Raw genomic sequence first — 20496 nt, forward strand, 5'->3', positions numbered from 1 at the left:
GCCTCTATCCGCCGAAGCTGGCCACGTAGTCGGCGATAACTTTGTCCGCAGGTCCATCCCCGCGTACCGTACCCTCATCGATCCATAGCACTCGTTCCATGTCCTCCAAAAGTTCCAGATCGTGGGAAACCACAATCAGCTGCTGTGGGAGATTAGCCAGGGTGGCGGCGATCATGCGCCTATTGCCGAGGTCGAGCAGAGTCGTGGGTTCGTCAGCAATCACCAGCTCAGGCTCGACGATTAGTACGGAAGCGAGAGCTAGCAATTGCTTTTCACCGCCGGAGAGAAAGTGTGGCGAGGCATCAGCCAGGTGCTCCAGTCCCATGTCATGCAGCATTGCCTCGACTTTATCGCTTCGCTCGCGGCCGTTCTTGGAGATCGTACGCAGCGAAAACGCGATATCTTCGGCAACCGTCGGCATGATGATCTGGTTGTCGGCGTCGCTAAATACAAAACCGACCTTCTTGCGCACCTGGCGTCCGCGTTTGGTGACATTGAGGCCATCGACGAGAACCTGTCCGGTTGTTGGATCGGCCAGGCCATTAATGAGCCGGACTAGCGTGGATTTTCCGGAACCATTGGAGCCGATAATGCCGATGCGTCGTTCGCTTAATGTCAGGGTGATGTCGTGCAGAACGGTACGTTGACCTGCGGTGCCGTCGAAAGTGACGCCCACCTGGTCAAACTCAATGACGGGCATTTTAGGCCTTGCGCTTGGTCGGCAGCAGGTCGGGGACTGCCTTGGTCACAGCCAGGGCTATGGCGACGGCTAGCGTTACCTTGATTAGGTCTCCGGGGATGAACGGGCCATTGGTAGCGAGCGCGGTGCCGAGGCCGTAATCGAGGCGAACCATGAGGCCGACGGTACCGCAGATGTATTGGATGATCACGCCTACGATGCCAGCAAGGAAGAACACTGTGGCGCGGCCCTTAGAGTTGCGCGGCGCGTATTGGGCAATAAGGCCGATTACGAAGGCGGCGATGACGTAGCCGACGATGTATCCGACAGTGGGGCCGGCGACGGCAGCTGCGGCGGGTTTCCATCCGGCCATGTTGGGAACACCAACGAAGCCGACGGCGATGAACAGGGTGGTGGCCAGGCCGCCGCGCCAGAAGCCGAGAATGAGAGAGGCGAGGACGATGCCCATGTTCTGGAGAACGATAGGCACGCCGGAGATACCGACGGGAAACTGTACGCCACCGAGGACGATGATAAGTGCGGCGAAAACAGCAATGTATGCGAGGTCTACCGCTTTGAATTTTGTAGTTTCGGAGGTTGACATAAATGCCATATTAATCGGGATTGCGTTCAGACTTGAACACTGTTCAAGAAGTGTGGGGGGACGGGGGTGTAGATTGGGGAGCTATGCGCAGAACAGAGTTTGACCGACTAACCGAGGGGGAATTCGGCGATAGCTTCCGCGCTTTTATCGCAGATACCCATGTGCTGAGTTCCCTGGGGGATACGCCCGCAGCGCTAATCGAACAGGGGTATGATCCGCGCGATGTATGGATCGCTTTATGTGAGGACTTCGATGTTCCGGAAGAGCGCCGTTTAGGTGAGGATATCTAGTGTTGCTGGTTGTTTCTTATTGACGCCTACGTTGTGAGTCGCTAGGGCAATTGATTAAACAATCGAACAAAGGTTCGTGTAGGGTGTGTGTCGGAACGATGGTTGTCCGCATGGTCGAGTACAACTATCTATGAACCTTTTCGAAGCACCCTCGGTCTAAGGGGATCGGGGGTGCAAAGAAGATGGTAGCTATCACGCAAGAAGCGCAGGATGCGCAAATAAAACAAGGCAATCTAGACATAGCAGATGTAAGGAGTAGCAACTCTATGCCACCGAAGAAGAAGCAGACTGCCGCGGCGGGGAAGGATCGGTCTAAGGCTCTGGAGCTTGCAATGGCGCAGATCGAAAAGGATTTCGGTAAAGGCGCCATCATGCGTCTGGGCGACGATACCCGCCCGCCAATTCAGGCGATCTCCTCCGGCAATATCGCTATTAATGCGGCTCTGGGTATCGGTGGATTTCCGCGTGGTCGCGTGGTTGAGATCTATGGCCCAGAGTCCTCCGGTAAGACGACCGTGGCGCTGCATGCGATTGCGGAGGCACAGCGTGCAGGCGGCATTGCGGCTTTCGTCGATGCTGAGCATGCGCTCGATCCGGAATATGCTCGCGCTCTAGGTGTAGATACTGACGCGCTGCTGGTATCGCAGCCGGATACTGGCGAACAAGCGCTGGAGATTGCGGATATGCTGATCCGCTCCGGCGCGATCGACATTATTGTTGTGGACTCGGTAGCGGCATTGACGCCCAAGGCGGAGATCGATGGCGAGATGGGCGATTCTCACGTCGGATTGCAGGCTCGCCTTATGAGCCAGGCGCTGCGCAAGATGACCGGTGCGCTATACCAGACAGGCACGACGGCGATCTTTATCAACCAGCTACGCGAGAAGATCGGCGTTATGTTCGGCTCCCCGGAGACCACCACCGGCGGTAAGGCCCTGAAGTTCTACGCTTCCGTACGCTGTGACATTCGCCGGATCCAGGCGCTAAAGGACGGCCAGGACGTAGTGGGTAACCGCACCCGTTTGAAGATCGTGAAGAACAAGGTTTCGCCGCCATTTAAGATTGCAGAGTTCGACATCCTCTACGGTGAGGGTATTTCGCGCGAGGGCTCGATCATTGACCTAGGCGTGGAGACCGGATTGATCAAGAAGTCCGGGTCTTGGTTTACCTATGACGGAGACCAACTGGGCCAGGGCAAGGAGAAGGCCCGTGAGTTCTTGAAGAACAACCCGGATCTTTCGGCCGAGTTGGAAGATCGCATCGCCCGCGAGTTGAAGATCGGCCCGTACGCGAAAATGAAGGACGAGTCGGGCGAAGGTGCTACCGACGAGCAGTTGGATGAAGATAAGCCGATCGAACTGAGCCCGAATTTCGACGATGACGGCGAAGAGTAGCGAGCGCGAACAGAAGATCGATGCCCTACGGCAGGCAATTGCCAACTATTCGCCCAGCGAAGGCGGGGGATTGGTAGATGCCGCGGAAGAGGAAAGACTTGCGCCGATCAAAGCCAAGGCTGTTCGCCTAATAAACCACCGAGCCAGATCTACTGAGGAGCTACGACGTCGACTGCTGGATGCTGACTTCGAGCCTGAGGGCGTAGAGGAGGTCATCCGCCGCTGTACCGAAAGCCGCATGCTCGACGATGCTGCCTTCGCTTGCGAATGGGTGCGCCAGCGGGAGAGAAATCAGAAAAAGTCCGTCGCTGTGCTGCGCCGAGAGCTGCAGCGCAAGGGTATTGCCCCCGCTGTTATCGAGGAAGCGCTGGATCAGGTAGACGATGACTCCCAGGAACAGATCTTGCAGGAACTAGTGACGAAGAAGGCGGCCACCATCAAACACCCGCCCGCAGATCGCAAGGAATACGACAAGGCACTTCGCCGTGTGGTCGGGGTGGCGGCCAGGCGAGGGTTTCCGGAAGGCCTAGCTCTGCAGTTTGCGCGCCACGCGCTGGATGCCCGAGTGGCGGACCTGTAGCGCGGCGTCGCCAAGCGAGCATCTGCCCTTTCGTAATCGCAGTGATCAAAGGGGTAGGGTAATCCACGTGACTCAGACGATTCAGACGCAAACGAGCCAGCCTCGCACCTACGAAGTGCGCACTTTTGGCTGCCAGATGAACGTCCACGATTCCGAGCGGCTATCCGGACTGCTGGAGGACTCCGGATACGTCCCCGCAGACGAGGGCGCAACGCCGGACGTGGTGGTGTTTAATACCTGCGCCGTCCGCGAAAACGCAGACAAACGGCTCTACGGCACGCTCGGCCAGATGAAAGCCATTAAGGACGAGCATCCGGGGATGCAGATTGCGGTTGGCGGCTGCATGGCGCAAAAGGACAAGCAAACCGTCGTGGAGAAAGCCCCGTGGGTAGACGTAGTATTCGGCACCCATAACCTGGGATCGCTGCCGACCCTGCTGGAGCGTTCCGCGCACAATCACAAGGCAGAGGTCGAGATTTTCGACTCGCTGGAAGAATTCCCCTCTGTGCTGCCCGCTAAGCGCGAGTCCGCTTATGCCGGGTGGGTATCAGTCTCCGTGGGCTGCAACAACACCTGTACTTTCTGCATCGTTCCCTCACTGCGTGGCAAGGAGCAGGATCGCCGTCCGGGGGAGATCCTCGCAGAGGTTAAGGCTCTCGTGGACCAGGGCGTAAGTGAAGTTACACTGCTCGGTCAAAACGTCAATGCCTATGGCGTTAACTTTGCCGACGAGACCCTCGAGCGCGACCGCACCGCATTCTCCAAGCTGCTGCGCGCCTGCGGAGAGATCGAAGGGCTCGAACGCCTACGCTTTACTAGCCCTCACCCAGCCGAGTTCACCGATGATGTCATCGATGCCATGGCCGAGACCCCGGTAGTATGCCCGCAGCTGCACATGCCGCTGCAATCCGGCTCGGACAAGGTGTTGAAGGACATGAAGCGCTCGTACCGATCCAAGAAGTTCCTGGCAATCCTGGATAAAGTGCGCGAACGAATCCCACATGCCGCGATCACCACCGACATCATCGTTGGCTTCCCAGGGGAAACTGAGGAGGACTTCCAGGCCACCATGGACGTGGTTGAAAAGGCGCGGTTCTCCAGTGCATTTACCTTCCAATACTCCCCGCGCCCTGGAACTCCAGCTGCAGAGATGGAGAACCAGGTGCCCAAGGCAGTTGTACAAGACCGCTACGAGCGCCTGCTCGCGCTGCAGGAGCGCATCAGCGAAGAGGAAAACCACAAGCTAATTGGCACTACACAAGAGCTGCTTGTGCAAGCCGATGGACGCAAGAATGACCGCACTCACCGTCGCTCGGGCCGTGCCCGCGATGGTCGACTCGTGCACTTCACCCCTGAGGGTGATATTCGTGCCGGTGACGTTGTGGAAGTCGTTATTAGTGACGCCGCGCCGCACTTCCTCATCGCCGACGGCGGAGTAGCGAACCATAGGCGCACCCGGGCAGGGGATATGACGGAGCTCGGCGAAACTCCGACGACGGCGCCGGTGGGCGTCGGACTAGGAATGCCGAGTCTGAAGAAGCCCGAGCCGACAACAGCGGGCGGATGCAACACAGGAGGATGCGGCTGTGAGTAGCCAAAACGAAAGCTCGAACACACCAGAGCAGGTGGATGAGCTGGCGCAGTACCGCGACGACTTGCGCGGTGCGGAACGTCGGATCGCAGGGCGAGTGGTGTTGGGAAGCTACCTTCCCATGATCATCTTTGGTTTCGTTGTGCCGCTCGTAATGATCTTCCTGCCTCACGCAGGCGAGGCGCGCGGCTTCGACGTGCTTTTTAACACCCCGGTGGCGCAGAATGAGCAGACGGCAATGCCGGAGATTATCTTCTCCTGGCTGCGCCTCACCGCCATACTGCTGACCATCGGCACGATCGTTTCGAAGTCGTGGCTGGTGGCATGGGCTAACTGGGCTTTTGCTGGCGTTGCCTGGTGGTACAACGTGTTTGCGGTGTGGGTACGCCAAACCCAGCCGCCAACTGCATCTGGCGAGGGGCCGGCTGTGCCATTGCTGTTTAGTCTGTTTGGCCTGACGGTACTGTTTATTGCACTATCCGCGGTGGTGTTTCAGAAGAATCCGCTACAGCGAGCTTTGGCAGCAGCTCGCCGCGAGGAAGCTCACAAGGACGAGGAATCTCGTCTTGCACAGCAGCGGCTGCGCATGGGAATTGAAGAACGCGAGGATGCAGTCATCGTGGATGATCGACGCGCCCGCGCGAAGGCCCGCCGCCAGCGCAAGGCCGAACAAGAATCCGCGCGGGAATCTGGGCAGGAAGACTAATCCTCTAAGGCAGCGGCAGCGGTGTCTGCCCACTCCTGCCACTGGACAGCTTGGCCGCGGAGCTTTTCTGCCTTAGCGGACTTGCCGGCCTTGTCGGCTTCCTCGGCTTCGCGGTTGAACTGGTCGGCCTTCGCCTGGAACTGTGCTACGCGCGCCTGTGCCTCCGGGTCGGTGCGGCGCCATTCGGCGTCCGCAGCCTCCTCTACGCGCGATTCGAGGGACTTGATCTTGTCCTCAAACTCGCGGACGCGACCGCGGGGAACGTAGCCGATCTGCTCCCACTTCTCCTGTAGTTCGTGGAGAACCTTACGAGCCTTGTCTATACCGTGAGCCTGCGGATCGATCTTGGGGGAGTACTCGTCGATGAGCGACTGCTTGGCTTCCGCGTTTGCCTCGAATTCTTTGTCACGCTCGGCGTTGTCAGCCTTACGGGCGGCGAAGAATACGTCCTGAGCCTTGCGGAAACGCTCCCATAACTGATCGTCGACGTTGCGGGGTGCACGGCCAGCGGCTTTCCACTGGCTCATGAGGTCCCGGAATTTGGCGCTGGTCGCACCCCACTCCGTGGAATCTTGTAGCGCCTCAGCCTGCTCAATGAGTTCTTCCTTCTTCAGCCGTGCTCGCTCGCGGTTGCGGTCCAGCTGATCGAAATGCGCCTGGCGATTGCGATTGAATTCGGAGCGAGCCTTGGAGAATCGCTTCCATAGTTCGTCATCGGTGGAGCGCTCGACGCCCTTGATGCCGCGCCATTGCTCAACGATGGCGCGGATGCGCTCACCGCTGCGCTTCCAATTCACAGTGGTCGGATCCGCCGCGGCAATGCCCTCGACCTCACTGAGCAGCTCTTCTTTTTGCGCCAGGGCGGAATCGCGGCGCTGCTGCTTAGCTTCTGCAACCTGCTGTTCCGCGGTCTCGGTGCGCTGTGAAATTTTTTCCAGGCGTGCATCGAGCGCCGGAATATCCCCGATGACTGCGGCAGTGCTGAGCGACTGCTGCAGGATCTTCGCGTCATGGCGAATGGTCTGAGCCTGTTCCGGGTGGCTTTCCAGACGGGCCTCAAGCATTTTGACCTCGGTGTTGAGGTCGTCGTATCGGGCGCCGAAGTGCGCCAGCCCCTCCTGCGGAGTGCCCGCCTTAAACTCACCAATCTGGCGTTCACCATCGGCGGTCTTTACCCACGCCACACCATCCTGATCCACGCGGCCGAACTTCGCCGGATCGTTCTTGGGGATTGTGACGCCCCCAGCCGGAGCTCCCTTCGATCCGGGCTTCGGGCCGGGCTTGGGTGCCGGGCGAGAATTCGTGGGCTCAGTCATTGCGGAAACTCCTACCTCAAACCAAAACATGCCAATCGCCTTATGCAAGGCAATGAAGTAATTATTACATCAGCTGCACCGCTACACTATGTTTCTATGAGTTCTTCCGCTCAGATTCGCCCTGTCGCCGTCGTTGGCCCCACTGCTTCCGGCAAAACGGCAATCTCCTTGGAACTTGCGCAGCAGCTGGATGGGGAGGTGGTGAACATCGACTCTATGCAGCTGTACCGGGGGATGGACATTGGTACCGCAAAGGTTCCAGTGGAAGAGCGCCAGGGGATTCCGCACCATCAACTGGATATCTGGCCGGTCACTAAACCTGCGAGTGTGGCCGAGTACCGGGCGGGGGCAATTGAGACGGTGGAAGATATTCTGTCCCGGGGAAAAACACCCGTCATCGTCGGTGGATCCATGATGTATGTACAGGCATTGGTAGACGAGTGGGACTTCCCGCCGACGGATCCGGCTGTGCGTGAAAAATGGCAGCGCCGTTTGGATGAACGTGGCGTCGCCGCTATGCATCAACACCTCGCGACGATAGATCCCGAGGCGGCCCGCGTTATCGAAGACAACGATCCGCGACGCACGGTCCGCGCCTTGGAGGTCATCGAACTTACGGGCAAACCTTTTGCTGCTTCCCAGCCTCCGAAGGACTCGGTGCCCCGGTGGAACATGCGCCTGCTGGGGTTGAATGCCCCCGCTGAATGGCTTAATCCCCGCATCGAAATGCGCGTGCGCCAGATGTTTGACCACGGGCTGGTGGAAGAGGTTCGATCGCTGGTCGGCGAGGGGCTGATTCGCGAGTCCACAGCCGGACAGGCTATCGGCTATGCCCAGGTGTTGGACTACTTCTCCGGCGAGCTCACCTTAGAGGAGGCCATCGAGCGAACCATCACTGGCACCCGGCGCTATGCTCGACGGCAGCGTTCCTGGTTCCGTAGGGATCAAAGAATTTTTTGGATTGACGCCTTTTCTCCCGACCCCGTCCGCGAAGCCACCGAGGCATTGGGAATGAGCAGCTAATAAGGAGTGTTCTGCATGATCGACTTTTTTAAAGCCCACGGCACGGAAAACGACTTCGTTGTCCTCATGGATGAGTCCGTTGAGTTGGATCTCACGGAGAATCGTGTTCGACAGCTTGCCGATCGGCGAGCCGGAATTGGCGGCGATGGGGTGATCCGCATAGCCACCGGAGACGCGCTCATTGGTGCGGGTGTGCTGGATGCACTTCCGGAGGGTGTAAAGGGCGAGGAATGGTTTATGGATTATCGCAACGCCGACGGTTCCCTGGCCGAGATGTGTGGTAATGGAGTGCGAGTCTTTGCCCATGTGCTGTGCTCTCAGGGAAAGGTACAGGCCGGTGAGCAGTTCGGTATTGGCACTCGCGCCGGCCGCAAGCTCGTAGAGGTGCATGAAGTTAGCGGTGAAAAACAGGAACACGCCATTGTGAGCGTGGAGATGGGCTCCCCGGGGGTATTGGGTGTGTCCACCGCGCAGGTAGGCGACATGAAGGTCGCGGGACTCGGAGTGGATATGGGCAATCCACACCTAGCCGCTGTGGTGCCGAACCTGACCGCGCAGAAGCTTAGAGAGCTGCCGATCGAACAGCGAGTGCAGTTCGACCCAGAGTTCTTCCCGAACGGCGTGAACCTAGAGGTGCTCACTCCGCTGGACGATGCGGGAGCAGTGCACATGCGCGTTCACGAACGCGGGGTAGGAGAGACTCGCTCGTGTGGAACCGGAACTGTCGCTGCCGCTGTGGCTGCCCTTGCCGACGCCGAACGGGCCACCGGTACCGTGACCGTGCACGTTCCAGGCGGTGAAGTGCAGGTAGAGATCTCCGCGGAAGGATCCGTGCTCCGCGGCCCTGCGGCGATCGTGGCGTGGGGCCAGACGATCCTTTAGTGGCCTCCGCAGCCACAGCTGCCGGAGCCACAGGCTCCGCCACACCCGGCGGCATCGACTGTGCTGGCGGTGAACTGCACGGTACCTGAGACGATCAGCGGTGACGTGGCGCTGGCGGGGTTTATGTCCTTACCTACGGCATCTGCTGGTAGCACGACGGTGAACTCAAAAGGCGAGCTTACAGTGGCAGTCCAGAACTCTTGCCTGGTCAACGCATTGACCTTCTTGCCCCATTGGGAAGCTTCAACAGCAATCTCCGCCGTTGCGTGAGGAGGCGTAGCCGGAGAATTGATGTCTTTGAGGCCGCTTGAATCGACCACGCCGACCTTGAGGCCGCCGTCCTTGGCGAACTCCGTGGAATCCGCGTAGACCCGGACGGAGCTGGCCAAAGCCCCAATCTGGAACTGGTGGTACTCCAACGAAGGGGCGTCCACAAGTAACGGGCCCTGAGCGATCGTTGCTGTAAGGGAAGAGATAGTGGGAGCTTGCTGCCCAGCGATCTGCAACATCGGACTGTCGTCAACCACATCGAGTACTCCGATGATGTCATTCAGCATCGAGAGGTGAGCAGTGGTGGCAGCCCCGCCGGAGTAGCTGGCGAAGGAGCCGAAGGGCTCGACGGCCAGGACGACCATGCGGGCGCCTGAGGGGTCATCGAACTGCAGAACCTGGCCGCCGCGAACCTCGCCTGATACACCGAGGCTGCCGGAGCCGTAGGTGGCCTCCAGCGCTTCTTGCCACTTCGGGAAATCCATGCCAATGCTGCGAAGTTCAGGAATCATGCAAACCACTCTAGTCCGCTGCACCAAATTTCCTATTTAGTGCCCCTGACAGGTAAAAATAGTCCTTAATGACGGAACAGACCGAACACACTACACACTCCTTCGCCCCTACACCTGACCCCACAGTCGGCGAGCTCGATCTCGAAGCACGCTCTAGCCTGCGGCGGCTTTCCCGCGGCGTAAGCACCTACACCGATGAGCAATCGGACGGCTACGACGTTGAGTACCGAAAGCTCAGACTGGAGAAAGTCGTGCTGGTCGGTGTGTGGACCTCTGGCACCATTGCGCAGGTGGAAGCGAACCTAGAGGAGTTGCGCGCACTGGCGGAAACAGCGGGCTCCGAGGTGACGGAGATGCTGTACCAGCGGCGCGACAAGCCGGATTCTGGCACCTATATCGGGCGCGGCAAGGTCGAGGAACTGAAGGCTGTCGTATTGGAGACCGGCGCTGATACCGTCGTCTGCGATGGTGAGTTGAGCCCCGGCCAAATGATCGCGCTGGAAAAGGCGCTCGACGTCAAGGTTATTGACCGTACCATGTTGATCCTCGATATCTTCGCCCAGCACGCGAAGTCCAAAGAGGGCAAGGCACAGGTAGCGCTTGCGCAAATGGAGTACCTCATTACGCGCGTTCGTGGTTGGGGCGGTGCGCTGTCCCGCCAGGCCGGTGGACGCGCTGGCTCCAATGGCGGTGTAGGTCTGCGCGGTCCCGGTGAGACGAAGATCGAAGCCGACCGTCGCCGCCTGCGCTCCGAGATGGCGAAGCTGCGCAAAGAAATTGCTGCAATGAAAACCTCTCGAGAGGTAAAGCGCGAGCGACGCGATGCTTCTGCGATTCCGCAGATCGCGATCGCCGGGTACACCAATGCTGGTAAGTCTTCGCTCATCAACGCATTGACGGGTGCGGGAGTACTGGTAGAAGACGCACTATTTGCCACCCTGGATCCGACCACCAGGCGGGCAAACCTGGCTGATGGTCGGTCCGTGGTTTTTAGCGACACGGTTGGATTCGTGCGTCACCTCCCCACGCAGTTGGTTGAAGCTTTCCGCTCGACCTTGGAGGAGGTTCTGGCAGCCGACGTGGTTTTGCACGTTGTGGATGGTTCCGATCCTTTCCCACTGGAGCAGATCAAGGCTGTGAACACAGTGATCGGCGGGATCGTCGAGGAATCCGGACAGGAGGCGCCACCGGAAATTCTGGTGGTGAACAAGATCGATACCGCGGACCCACTGGTGCTCGCCGAACTACGTCACCGAGTGCCGGATGCCGTCTTTGTGTCGGCGAAAACAGGTGAAGGGATTGCCGAGCTGGAGGCTCAGCTGGAGTTGTTCCTGAATTCCCTGGATTCCCATGTCACGTTGCACGTGCCTTTTGACCGCGGCGATATCGTGGCCAAAGTCCACGAACTGGGAACGGTAATTGCAGAGGACTATGACGCAGAGGGAACGAAACTAGAGGTTCGTTTGCCGAATGTAGTGGCAGGGGAGTTGCAGGAGTTCAGAGCCGCAGACTAGCTGCCAAAGCTGACGTCGATACCGAGATTGCGCAGCTCGGAAACGTAGGGCTGCGGGGCATCTTCGTCGGTCACGACGGCACTGATGTCCTGGATAGTTGCGAAGCTCACCAGGTAGTCCAGGCCAAACTTCGTGGAATCGCACAGTGCGACCACGCGGTCGGAGTTTGCCACCATAGAGCGCTTGATTGCTCCTTCTTGGGCATCGGGAGTGGATAGCCCGTGAACGATAGTAAGGGCATTGGTTCCAATGAATGCAACATCGGCATGGAGGACGCCGAGCGCGCGGGTGGCAAGGTCGCCAACGACAGCCTGAGACAGGGCGCGGACGTGTCCACCGATTAGTTGGACATCGCAACGGGGGGATTCCGCCAATGTGGTGGCAATAAAGAAAGAGTTCGTGACGATATTGAGCTTCGGTGCCATCAGCTTGGGATCGTTGGTGGCATTGGCTTCGGCGATGGCCTCGGCAAAGACGCCCGTGGTGGTGCCTGCATCGATGAAGATGGTGCTGCCTGTTTCCGGAAGGAGCTTTACTGCAGCTTGGGCGATTGACCGCTTGGCTCCGAGAGATGCCTTTGAACGTGTGGCAAGAGTGGTGAAGTCTGTACGGAAATTCTGTGCCGGAACCGCTCCGCCGTGGATGCGGAAGAGCTCACCGCCGTCAGAGAGAATCGCGAGGTCGCGGCGAATTGTTTCCGCGGTGACGCCGAACTTCTCCGCCAGTTCATTCACAGTAACCCTGCCGTGAATGGCGGTGAGGGAGGCTATTTGACGGCGCCGTTCTGCTGATTCCATAGGCGCTACTTTAGTGCCAAGTGGGTCGGAGACGGCGGCGTCAGAACCAATAGGGGGGGAGTTAAATCTTGCGCAGAACCGCTGCGACCTTACCTAGGATGGTTGCTTCCTCGGCAGGGATAGGTTCGAACAGGGGGTTGTGGGGGATAAGCCACAGTCCGTCGGCATCCTTTTGGAACTCCTTTACGGTGGCCTCACCGTCGATCATGGCGGCGACAAAATCGCCGAACTCGGCGACGGCCTGGGAGCGAACCACGACCCAGTCTCCGTTGAAGATGCCGGCATCATGCATAGACTCGCCCACGACCTGCAACAAGAAGAGCTCTCCGTTACCTACCAACTCCTGTGGTAGTGGGAAGTGAGCCTCAACATTTTGCTCTGCAAGGATCGGGGCGCCAGCGGCGATCTGCCCCACAACCGGGACGTAGGTGGCCTCTGGCATGAGCTCTCCCTCGTCGGAAGTCGGGGGCGGAGTAGCTGCTTGCGGCGTGGGTTTAGTCTGGGCCGGGAGTTGCACGCCGTCGAAGGAGCGCACATCAACCGCGCGAGGTCGCTTGCCATCGCGGCGTAGATGTCCGCGCTTCTCCAGCTGGGTGAGATGATAAGAAACCGATGACGTCGAGTGCAGTCCTACAGCATCGGCAATTTCGCGAATACTTGGCGGGTAACCGCGGATGACCGTCGAATCGCGAATGACTTCGAGAATGCGGCGCTGGCGAGTGCTTAGGGCTGGCTTCTTGCCGTCCTTCTGAGCTTGCTTCTCCGCACGCTTGTCAGCCTCGGACTTCGGAGGACGCCCAAGCTTAGGGCGAGGGGAAGGGCTTTCGGTGGGTTGGTCGGTGGACACGGTTATACCTCATTCCGGCGGGGTCTCTTTATCGGTATTTCGCGATCTGCATCCACACTACCCGAAATAGAACGCATTTCTAGTATATGTGTTCGAAAAAGTTTAGATTTGTCTAGACATGTTCGAACATGCGTGCTAAATTTTGTGCTGTGTTCGAGATTCGAACAGATGATCTAGAAACCAGAATTTTTGAAGTTCCCTGTCGGGCGTGAATGGTTCACTAGGGCAACAGCCAAGGGAATAAGACGTAGGCGCTAAGGCGCTTTGCTGATTGGCCTTACGTCGCATTGTAAAGGAGTAGCCACATGACCACCTCGATCATTCGTCCCGCAACTACTGTCCAGTCTGCATCGCATGTCCGTGTGCTTCCTGATGATCGGGTTGCGCCACTTCGTAGGCCTCAAGTTCTTAAGCCTAATTGGGAAGCACTGGATTCTAGGGGTAATTCGAACACCTTTGGGTATTCTTCTGCACCTGTTGCGCGTTCGATTCCGCGCCGCAAGATGGATCGCATCTCCGGCGCAAACGAATGCCTGTTCGACAATCAAATGGGATGGGTAGATAGAGTTCGCGCACGAACGGAGCGAATCATTCACTCGCCTGGTGGAACCGCGGTCTCCCTTGGAGTGATGTCCACGCTGCTTGGGTTTGCGCCTCTTCTCATCCCATAGTTCAGCTTCTGTGTCGGGGGAGGGGCGACTAAGCTGAGAAGGGTGTTGTGCCCCTCCTGTAGCTCAGATTCATCCCGCGTTGTTGATTCGCGATCCATTGAGATGGGTGTTTCTATCCGACGTCGTCGCGAATGCAGTCAATGCCAGACCCGCTTCACCACTATTGAAAGGTCTGTTCTGTTGGTAGTGAAGCGCAATGGAGTGACCGAGGAATTCAGTAGAGAAAAAGTTATCAAGGGCGTGCGTCGGGCATGTCAGGGGCGCGACGTCTCCGACGACGCATTAAAGCGTCTGGCACACGAAGTGGAACAAGCCGTTCGAGTGACACATGGCTCCCAAGTACCCGCAAACCAGATCGGCCTGGCGATCTTGGATCCACTCCGAACCTTGGACGAGGTGGCTTATCTGCGTTTCGCCTCCGTGTATAAGTCTTTTAATTGTGCCGAAGACTTCGAGCAGGAAATCGAATCGCTGCGTGCCCACCGCCAGTCTCTAGCCCAGCATCCTGAAGAGTCTGAAGGCAACGACAGCTAACGGATCTTCTCCAATTTCTTACGGATACGCTGCAGGGATACCGAATGCGCTGTGCCTAGGTTCTGTGCAAAGAGGCTGACTCGAAACTCCTCGATCATCCAGCGCACCTCCTTGATCTGTGGGGAGGCAGCCCTCGCCGTTGGGAGCCGCTTCTTCGTCTTTTCCAAGAGATCAAAAGCCTCTTGAACCTCTTCGTCCAGATCCTCTTCCTTGTCTGGATCCGTCTTCATCATTTCCAATCGAGCGCGCATGGCCTCCACATAGCGCGGAACATGGCGCATGTGCTCAATGCCATTGCGGGCGATGGCATGCTTGCCCAGGAAGAAATCGAGATGCCTACGCATATCTTCGATGGCATCTCCCGACCAACCCTTCAGTTCCGCTGACATGTCCGCAACGGCCAGCACAGCGGGTGCTAGGGCTACTACGTATTGCCGCACGCGTCCGGGTCCCTGAGAGCGAGCTACACCCACCACCTCTTCGCACTTTTCTGGGTCGCGCACCACAGGCCCCAGCTTCATAAGCATGTCTCGGCAGGCCAGAGCCACCACATCGCTGACTAGCCCATCGACGCCCCCGTCGATCTGCTCCATAGCCACACGTTGACGTAGCGGCAAGCCCTTGATCATTTGTTTTGGGGATACCGTACAAGCGTTGACCATCATGTTCAGCACGGTCGTAAACTGCTGCCCATCCGCAGCTTGCTTGGTGGGGAAGGCTTTCAACGTCACGCCACTGTGTGAAGCGACGATAGCGGGATAGGTGTGCAGAGTTTGCCCGTCGACCACCGTTTCCACTGTCTCGGGAAGCACTCCGATGCCGTCTACTGTCCATGCCTCGGCGGTAGCCAGCACACCGCTCGACGTGCCGCCACGCTTCTTTTGTCGCTGAGGTGAATGCTGTGCAGCATCGCTGGGAGCTGCAGGCTTCGTCCGAGCTGCCGCCTGAGCAATCGCAGAAGTGACCTGGCCAGAAAGTTTGTTCTGGAGATATTGCAGGTCACGAGACTTCTCGATCACCTTTCCCCGCCGGTCAATGGCGGCAAATTGCATACGCAAGTGCTCCGGGACGCGGTTCCAATCGAAGTCCTGAGCCGTGATGCCCCGGCCTCCTAATTCGCGTAAAGCCTCTGCAAGTGCAAAACCAAACTCGCCGTCGAAGGGAACCATCTTCTTAAGGGCAGCGGCAGCAAAATTGCTGGCTGGCACGACGCTGGTGCGCAGTGGCTTCGGCAAGGAGCGGATCAGTGCGACCGAGAGTTCCTCACGCATACCGGCGACCAGCCAGCGTGTTTCGGGTTCGGAGACATTCGCCAGCAGCGGCAGGGGTACGCGCATGGTTATTCCATCGTCGGGGTCTCCCGGCAAGAACACATAGGATAGCTCGAACTCCAAGCTGCCCTGGCGCCACGCATCAGGGAACTCGTCGGCGGCCTTGGCAGCCTCTTGCGAGTCGATTAGTGCCTCAAGGGTGAAGTCCAACTGGTGTGGATCCTTGTGGCGAGCTTTCTTCCACCAAGAATCGAAATGTCGAGAGGAGACGATCTTCTCGGGCAAGCGGGCGTCATAAAAATCAAAAAGAGCTTGATCGTCGACAACGATATCGCGACGACGAGCCTTATCCTCCAGATCAGTAGCTTCGGCCAGCAGATTTTGGTTGTGGGAGAAAAAGTGGTGGCGAGTCTTCCAATCTCCCTCCACGAGGGCATGGCGGATAAAAAGCTCGCGGGCCAAAGGCCGAGCCACCTTGGAGGCATTAACCATCCTGTCCGCGACAATGGGTAGGCCCAAAAGCAGAACCTTTTCATGCACCATTGCCGCACCCCGCGAGGAGGACCACACCGGCTCGGAGTAGTTGTACTTCACCATGTGTGGAGCAATTGATTCGATCCAGCTGGGGTCAATCGGCCCCACTGTGCGGGCAAAGACCTGCGACGTTTCCACCAGCTCCGCGGCCATAAGCCACTGTGGGGGCTTCTTTGACACATGCGAGGAGGGGTGCACGACGAAATGTGAGCCGCGAGTTCCGGTGAACTGTTTGGAATTTCCCTCCCTCATTCCAACGTGGGTGATCAGGCCGGTAAGAATTGACTGGTGTACCAGGTTCTCGTCGATAGCTTCTGGCTCAAAGACGAGCTCGCGCACGTGGCGAATATTCGGAATCTTCCAGCCGAGATCTTGCACGACGGAGAGCATTTGGCGCACCAGATCCATCCATTCGCGCACGCGAACATAGTGAATGAACTCGCGCTGGCACAGCTTTCTAAACTTATTGGCCGAGAGATCCTGACGCTGTTCTTGCAGATAATTCCACAGCTTCAGCAGGCTAATAAAGTCGGAGTTCGCCTTGAAACGCGCGTGCATTTCATCGGCCTGTTGCTGCTTTTCCAAAGGTCTTTCGCGCACGTCCTGAATCGACAGTGCGGAGATAATAACCGCGATCGTCTCAATGATGTTCTGCGCATGCCCCGCAACCAACATGCGGGCTAGTCGCGGATCGGTGGGGATACGCGCCATGTCCCGGCCGATGTCTGTTAGCGTTGCTTCCTTTGTTGACGCCAACGCTCCAAGCTCCTGGAGTAGTGCTACACCGTCCCGGATCGACTTATTATCGGGTGCTTGAAGGAATGGGAAGCGTTGAATATCACCCAACCCAAGGGCGGCCATCGACAGGATGACGCTGGAAAGGTGAGTGCGCAGGATTTCCGGATCCGTGAACGCTGGACGTGCCTCGAAATCCTCCTCGGAGTACAAGCGAATCGCGATGCCGTCGGCGATTCGACCCGATCGGCCCGAGCGTTGCTTGGCGCTGGCCTGGCTGATGGGCTCCACCGGCAAGCGCTGTACTTTTGTGCGGTGGGAGTAGCGGGAGATACGTGCAAAACCGGTATCCACCACGTAATGAATACCCGGCACAGTCAGGGAGGTTTCCGCGATATTGGTCGCCAGGACGATGCGGCGGCGCGGGCCGGTACGGAAGACTCGGTGCTGTTCTGCATTCGACAAACGGCCGAACAACGGCAGCACATCCACCTTGCGTGCTCCTGAGGCTCCGGCGAATTCACCTTCTAAGGCTTCAGCAGCATCCCGAATTTCGCGCTCGCCGGAGAAGAAGCAAAGAATGTCGCCGTCGCCGGCGCGCATTAGCTCCTTGCACGCCGCCACGATTCCGTCCAAAGGGTCGGTCTCGACTTCCGTGATTTCGCCCGTCTTCGGGTTTTCGCGCTCAGTGATCAGAGGGCGATAGCGAATCTCTACGGGGTAGGTGCGGCCAGAGACTTCGATGATGGGCGCGGGGGAGCCGTCGGCGTCAGCAAAGTGCTTGGCGAAGCTTTCCGGGTCGATCGTGGCCGAGGTGATGATCACCTTTAGATCTGGTCGCTTCGGCAGAAGCTGCTTGAGGTAGCCGAGAAGGAAGTCGATATTGAGGCTGCGCTCGTGTGCCTCGTCCACGATGATTGTGTCGTATTCGCGGAGTAGCCGGTCGCGCTGGATCTCGTTGAGCAACACGCCGTCTGTCATGAGTTTGACCGCGGTGTGCTTGGAAATTGTGTCGTCGAAGCGGATTTTGTAACCGACCAGGGAAGAATCCTCGCCGATTGTCTGGTCGAGTTCCTCGGCGATGCGTTCGGCTACGCTACGAGCCGCAATGCGACGCGGCTGGGTGTGGCCGATGACCTTGGTGCGGCCGCGGCCGATCTCTAGACACATCTTCGGAATCTGCGTGGTCTTACCCGAACCGGTTTCACCGGCGATGATGACCACCTGGTTTTCCTCAATGGCCTTTTTGATGTCCGCGCGGCGTTCCGAGACAGGAAGGTCGGGGTAGGTGATCGGCGGGATCGTGCGGACAAACTTCGGACGTCGCTTGCGTGGACGTCGATGGGGGCGCCCCTTATGAGATGAGGAAGTCGGCCCTTTCGCGTCCGTCATTGTTAAAAATCACCCGTCTTGCTTGCCGGAGAAACCTGGAATGCCCATGTTTATATGGCTCGAAAAGGTTGATTTTAGCAGCGAGTGGGGTAGGGGAAGAACTCGATCTCTTGGGACGCTTGCACCCCCAAAAGAACTTAGATTGGGGTAAATGTTTGCTTAAGGTATGAAAACCATCACATTTTTCCACGGGGCGAGTCTAAAGTTTCGTTCGTCAAAACCATTTATGGATATACGTAGTTTTCAGAAACGAGATACCAATGTGTGAACACGCCCATCACAGCATCACTGATAGCTCGCTCAACCCTTTGCAATCACAAGTGAGCCGTCGCAGCTTTTTCCGCGGCATGGCTGCGGTCACCGGCACCGTCGTGTGGGCGTCCGCCGCCACGTCGGGCGCAGGTGCCCAAGAGGGAACAACCTCTATCGGAGGGGGCTTCCATGTAGGCCGAGGCTTGGCGGACATGACCGGCGAGCCCTGGGGAGCGGGCATGTTTGGATATGCCGTCGATGAGCAGAAGACCGTAGGCATTCAGCGCCGCCAATACGCCCGGGCGTTTATTTTTGTCGACGCCGCCCGCGAGAATTCCCGCCTCGTGCACGTCACCTGCGATGTTGGGCTGATGTTCCAGTCGATCCACTTGGAAGTGCTGCGCCGTCTGAAGGAAAAATACGGCGATCTCTACAACCAATCCAATGTGCTACTCGCCGCCACTCACACACACGTGGCGCCGGGTGGTACATCGCAGCACCTCATGGTTGATATCACGCACGGTGGATTCCGTCCGAAGACCTTCGAGGCAACGGTCGAGGGCATCGTGACCGCCATCATCCGAGCGCATGATGACATCCAGCCATCAGAGGTGACGGTGGCGGAATCTACGGTCGCTGATGCGGGCGTCAATAGATCCAAAACCTCGTGGGACCGCAACCCCGAAGAGGATAAGAATGAACTTCCGAATGGCGTGGATACCCGCAGCGTCACCTTGCACGTCTCGCGCGGTGGACAGCAGGTGGGATTGATTAACTGGTACTCGCTGCACCCGACGAGCTTTGGGCATAAGTACAAGCACATCGCTGGCGATAACAAGGGATACGCCGCATGGGCCACAGAGGAGGCTCACGGCGTGGTGCACCGTCACCCGGAAGAAGCCCCGTTTGTCGCGGCGTTTGCAAACATGACTCCGGGAGATATCACCCCGAATATGGGTTTGACGCCTAACTCTGGGCCGGGCGCAAGTGAGCGTGAATCCGCACAGATCCTGGGTGAGCGGATGATGGAGGCCACGAAGACTGATGGCAAGGATTGGTCGGCTGGCGGTATCGATGGACGCATGAGGTGGGTGGACTGTCCCAAACTGGTCGCAAGCTCACGCTTCACCCCGGATGGAAAGGAACACAAGCTCGGTCCGGCAATCTTGGGTGCTGCCTTCGCGGCGTCTTCTCAAGAAGATGGAGGTGGAGTGCCGCTATTGGGGTTCAACGAGGGAGAACGGGGCGGTAACCCGTGGGTGCGAGACCTCAACAAAGTGTTGGCGACACAGGAAGTTAAGGACATCCACGGTGCTAAAGAGTGCCTATTGCCGATGGGATACATCGACGGGATGATTCAGCAGGTGCACCCATTTGCGATTCACCGCCTCGGTGGCTTCATTCTCGTTTCGCTGGGATTTGAGCCAACGGTGACTAGTGGCCTGCGAATCAAGCGGACGGTGGCCGCGGCACTAGGCGTGTCTGAGAACTCGATTGTCGTGCAGGGCTACACCAACGCTTATGGCCACTACCTCACCACTCCGGAGGAGTACGAGGCCCAGAACTACGAGGGTGGGGCGACGATCTTCGGGTACTATCAACTCTCAGCTTTCCAGGATGTCTTTGATGAAATGGCGCGAGCCTTGAAGGAGGGCAAGGAAGTTGAGGTAGGAGAGCCTGCGGGAGATCTCACAGGCTTGATCCCGAATGTGCCCGGAAGTGATGGGTGGATGGATACCCCGCCTATGGGGAAGAAGTTCGGTGATGTGCTGGAGGCTCCCGCAGAGGTAAAGAGTGGTACGAATGCGCGGGTTATCTTCGTCGGGGCCAATCCCAATAACAACATGCGTCATGGAGAGGGCTATGTCACGATCGAGGATGGAAGTGGCAAGGTAGTGGCAGACGATTCCAGCGAAAACACGCTCATCACTTTCGAGAATAACTTTGGGCAGACCCGCACAACGATCGAGTGGGGTACACAGGACGTTCCGCCGGGGACTTACACCGTCCGCCTACGGGGAGATTCCAAGGCGTTCTTGGGGAACCTATCGCCCTTCGAAGGTACCGCTGAACTGCGCGTAAGCTGATTTATAGTCGCCTAT

Annotated in this window: 18 protein-coding genes; 11 read left to right on the forward strand and 7 right to left on the reverse strand. The window is 58.1% G+C overall.

What is annotated here, in order from left to right; all coding sequences use genetic code 11:
• Nucleotides 1–4 precede the first annotated feature (4 nt).
• The gene (locus ACWXWJ_RS00545; protein ID WP_473963214.1) at nt 5–700 is read right to left on the reverse strand and encodes an energy-coupling factor ABC transporter ATP-binding protein; all 696 of its coding nucleotides are present in this window, start codon (nt 698–700) and stop codon (nt 5–7) included.
• Between the two features lies 1 nt (nt 701).
• Nucleotides 702–1292 (reverse strand): biotin transporter BioY, encoded by a 591-nt coding sequence (locus ACWXWJ_RS00550; protein ID WP_293790189.1) that lies wholly within the window; start codon nt 1290–1292, stop codon nt 702–704.
• A gap of 74 nt (nt 1293–1366) precedes the next feature.
• Here ACWXWJ_RS00550 and ACWXWJ_RS00555 point away from each other — a divergent pair, with 74 nt between their 5' ends.
• The 5 genes from ACWXWJ_RS00555 (at nt 1367) to ACWXWJ_RS00575 (ending at nt 5844) form a co-directional block, all read left to right on the forward strand.
• A complete protein-coding gene (locus ACWXWJ_RS00555) occupies nt 1367–1573 on the forward strand; it encodes a DUF3046 domain-containing protein (protein ID WP_293790192.1) in 207 nt (68 codons plus the stop codon).
• Nucleotides 1574–1839: 266 nt separating this feature from the next.
• Nucleotides 1840–2967, forward strand: coding sequence for a recombinase RecA (gene recA / locus ACWXWJ_RS00560; protein ID WP_473963215.1), 1128 nt, complete (start codon nt 1840–1842; stop codon nt 2965–2967).
• Nucleotides 2951–3547, forward strand: coding sequence for a recombination regulator RecX (gene recX / locus ACWXWJ_RS00565; RefSeq protein ID WP_448308251.1), 597 nt, complete (start codon nt 2951–2953; stop codon nt 3545–3547). Before recA ends, recX begins: the two co-directional genes overlap by 17 nt.
• A gap of 67 nt (nt 3548–3614) precedes the next feature.
• Nucleotides 3615–5141: a tRNA (N6-isopentenyl adenosine(37)-C2)-methylthiotransferase MiaB gene (gene miaB / locus ACWXWJ_RS00570; RefSeq protein ID WP_448308252.1), complete on the forward strand. Its 1527-nt coding sequence runs from the start codon at nt 3615–3617 to the stop codon at nt 5139–5141.
• Complete coding sequence (locus ACWXWJ_RS00575) at nt 5134–5844, forward strand: Rv2732c family membrane protein (RefSeq protein ID WP_473963216.1); 711 nt, start codon at nt 5134–5136, stop codon at nt 5842–5844. The genes miaB and ACWXWJ_RS00575 overlap by 8 nt, the downstream gene beginning before the upstream one ends.
• Here ACWXWJ_RS00575 and ACWXWJ_RS00580 read toward each other — a convergent pair.
• Nucleotides 5841–7160 carry a DUF349 domain-containing protein gene (locus tag ACWXWJ_RS00580; RefSeq protein ID WP_473963217.1) on the reverse strand — a complete coding sequence of 440 codons (1320 nt, stop codon included), beginning with the start codon at nt 7158–7160 and terminating at the stop codon, nt 5841–5843. The genes ACWXWJ_RS00575 and ACWXWJ_RS00580 overlap by 4 nt on opposite strands.
• Nucleotides 7161–7256: 96 nt before the next feature.
• On the opposite strand from ACWXWJ_RS00580, the gene miaA reads away from it, so the two are divergent.
• Together miaA and dapF are read left to right on the forward strand one after the other, a co-directional pair.
• Nucleotides 7257–8183: a tRNA (adenosine(37)-N6)-dimethylallyltransferase MiaA gene (gene miaA / locus ACWXWJ_RS00585; protein ID WP_473963218.1), complete on the forward strand. Its 927-nt coding sequence runs from the start codon at nt 7257–7259 to the stop codon at nt 8181–8183.
• Between the two features lie 15 nt (nt 8184–8198).
• Nucleotides 8199–9065: a diaminopimelate epimerase gene (gene dapF / locus ACWXWJ_RS00590; RefSeq protein WP_473963219.1), complete on the forward strand. Its 867-nt coding sequence runs from the start codon at nt 8199–8201 to the stop codon at nt 9063–9065.
• Here dapF and ACWXWJ_RS00595 read toward each other — a convergent pair.
• Nucleotides 9062–9847, reverse strand: coding sequence for a hypothetical protein (locus ACWXWJ_RS00595; protein ID WP_473963220.1), 786 nt, complete (start codon nt 9845–9847; stop codon nt 9062–9064). The genes dapF and ACWXWJ_RS00595 overlap by 4 nt on opposite strands.
• 68 nt (nt 9848–9915) lie before the next feature.
• On the opposite strand from ACWXWJ_RS00595, the gene hflX reads away from it, so the two are divergent.
• Entirely contained in the window at nt 9916–11361 is a 1446-nt protein-coding gene (hflX, locus tag ACWXWJ_RS00600; protein WP_473963221.1) for a GTPase HflX, read from the forward strand.
• On the opposite strand, the gene ACWXWJ_RS00605 is transcribed toward hflX, so the two are convergent.
• Both ACWXWJ_RS00605 and lexA read right to left on the reverse strand, forming a co-directional pair.
• On the reverse strand, nt 11358–12158 hold the full coding sequence (locus tag ACWXWJ_RS00605; protein ID WP_473963222.1) for a DeoR/GlpR family DNA-binding transcription regulator: 801 nt from the start codon (nt 12156–12158) through the stop codon (nt 11358–11360). The two genes, hflX and ACWXWJ_RS00605, sit on opposite strands and share 4 nt — an antisense overlap.
• 61 nt (nt 12159–12219) lie before the next feature.
• A complete protein-coding gene (gene lexA / locus ACWXWJ_RS00610; protein WP_448308260.1) occupies nt 12220–13005 on the reverse strand; it encodes a transcriptional repressor LexA in 786 nt (261 codons plus the stop codon).
• A gap of 305 nt (nt 13006–13310) precedes the next feature.
• Between lexA and ACWXWJ_RS00615 the strand changes: the two genes are divergently transcribed.
• Together ACWXWJ_RS00615 and nrdR are read left to right on the forward strand one after the other, a co-directional pair.
• Nucleotides 13311–13676, forward strand: a complete 366-nt coding sequence (locus tag ACWXWJ_RS00615; RefSeq protein WP_473963223.1) for a hypothetical protein — start codon at nt 13311–13313, stop codon at nt 13674–13676.
• Nucleotides 13677–13718: 42 nt separating this feature from the next.
• Complete coding sequence (nrdR, locus tag ACWXWJ_RS00620; protein WP_473963224.1) at nt 13719–14210, forward strand: transcriptional regulator NrdR; 492 nt, start codon at nt 13719–13721, stop codon at nt 14208–14210.
• Here the strand turns inward: nrdR and hrpA are convergent.
• Nucleotides 14207–18142 (reverse strand): ATP-dependent RNA helicase HrpA, encoded by a 3936-nt coding sequence (hrpA, locus tag ACWXWJ_RS00625; protein WP_473963225.1) that lies wholly within the window; start codon nt 18140–18142, stop codon nt 14207–14209. The two genes, nrdR and hrpA, sit on opposite strands and share 4 nt — an antisense overlap.
• Before the next feature lie 347 nt (nt 18143–18489).
• Between hrpA and ACWXWJ_RS00630 the strand changes: the two genes are divergently transcribed.
• Nucleotides 18490–20481, forward strand: coding sequence for a neutral/alkaline non-lysosomal ceramidase N-terminal domain-containing protein (locus ACWXWJ_RS00630; RefSeq protein WP_473963366.1), 1992 nt, complete (start codon nt 18490–18492; stop codon nt 20479–20481).
• Nucleotides 20482–20496 lie beyond the last annotated feature (15 nt).

The organism is Corynebacterium sp. p3-SID1761 (genome assembly GCF_055862885.1).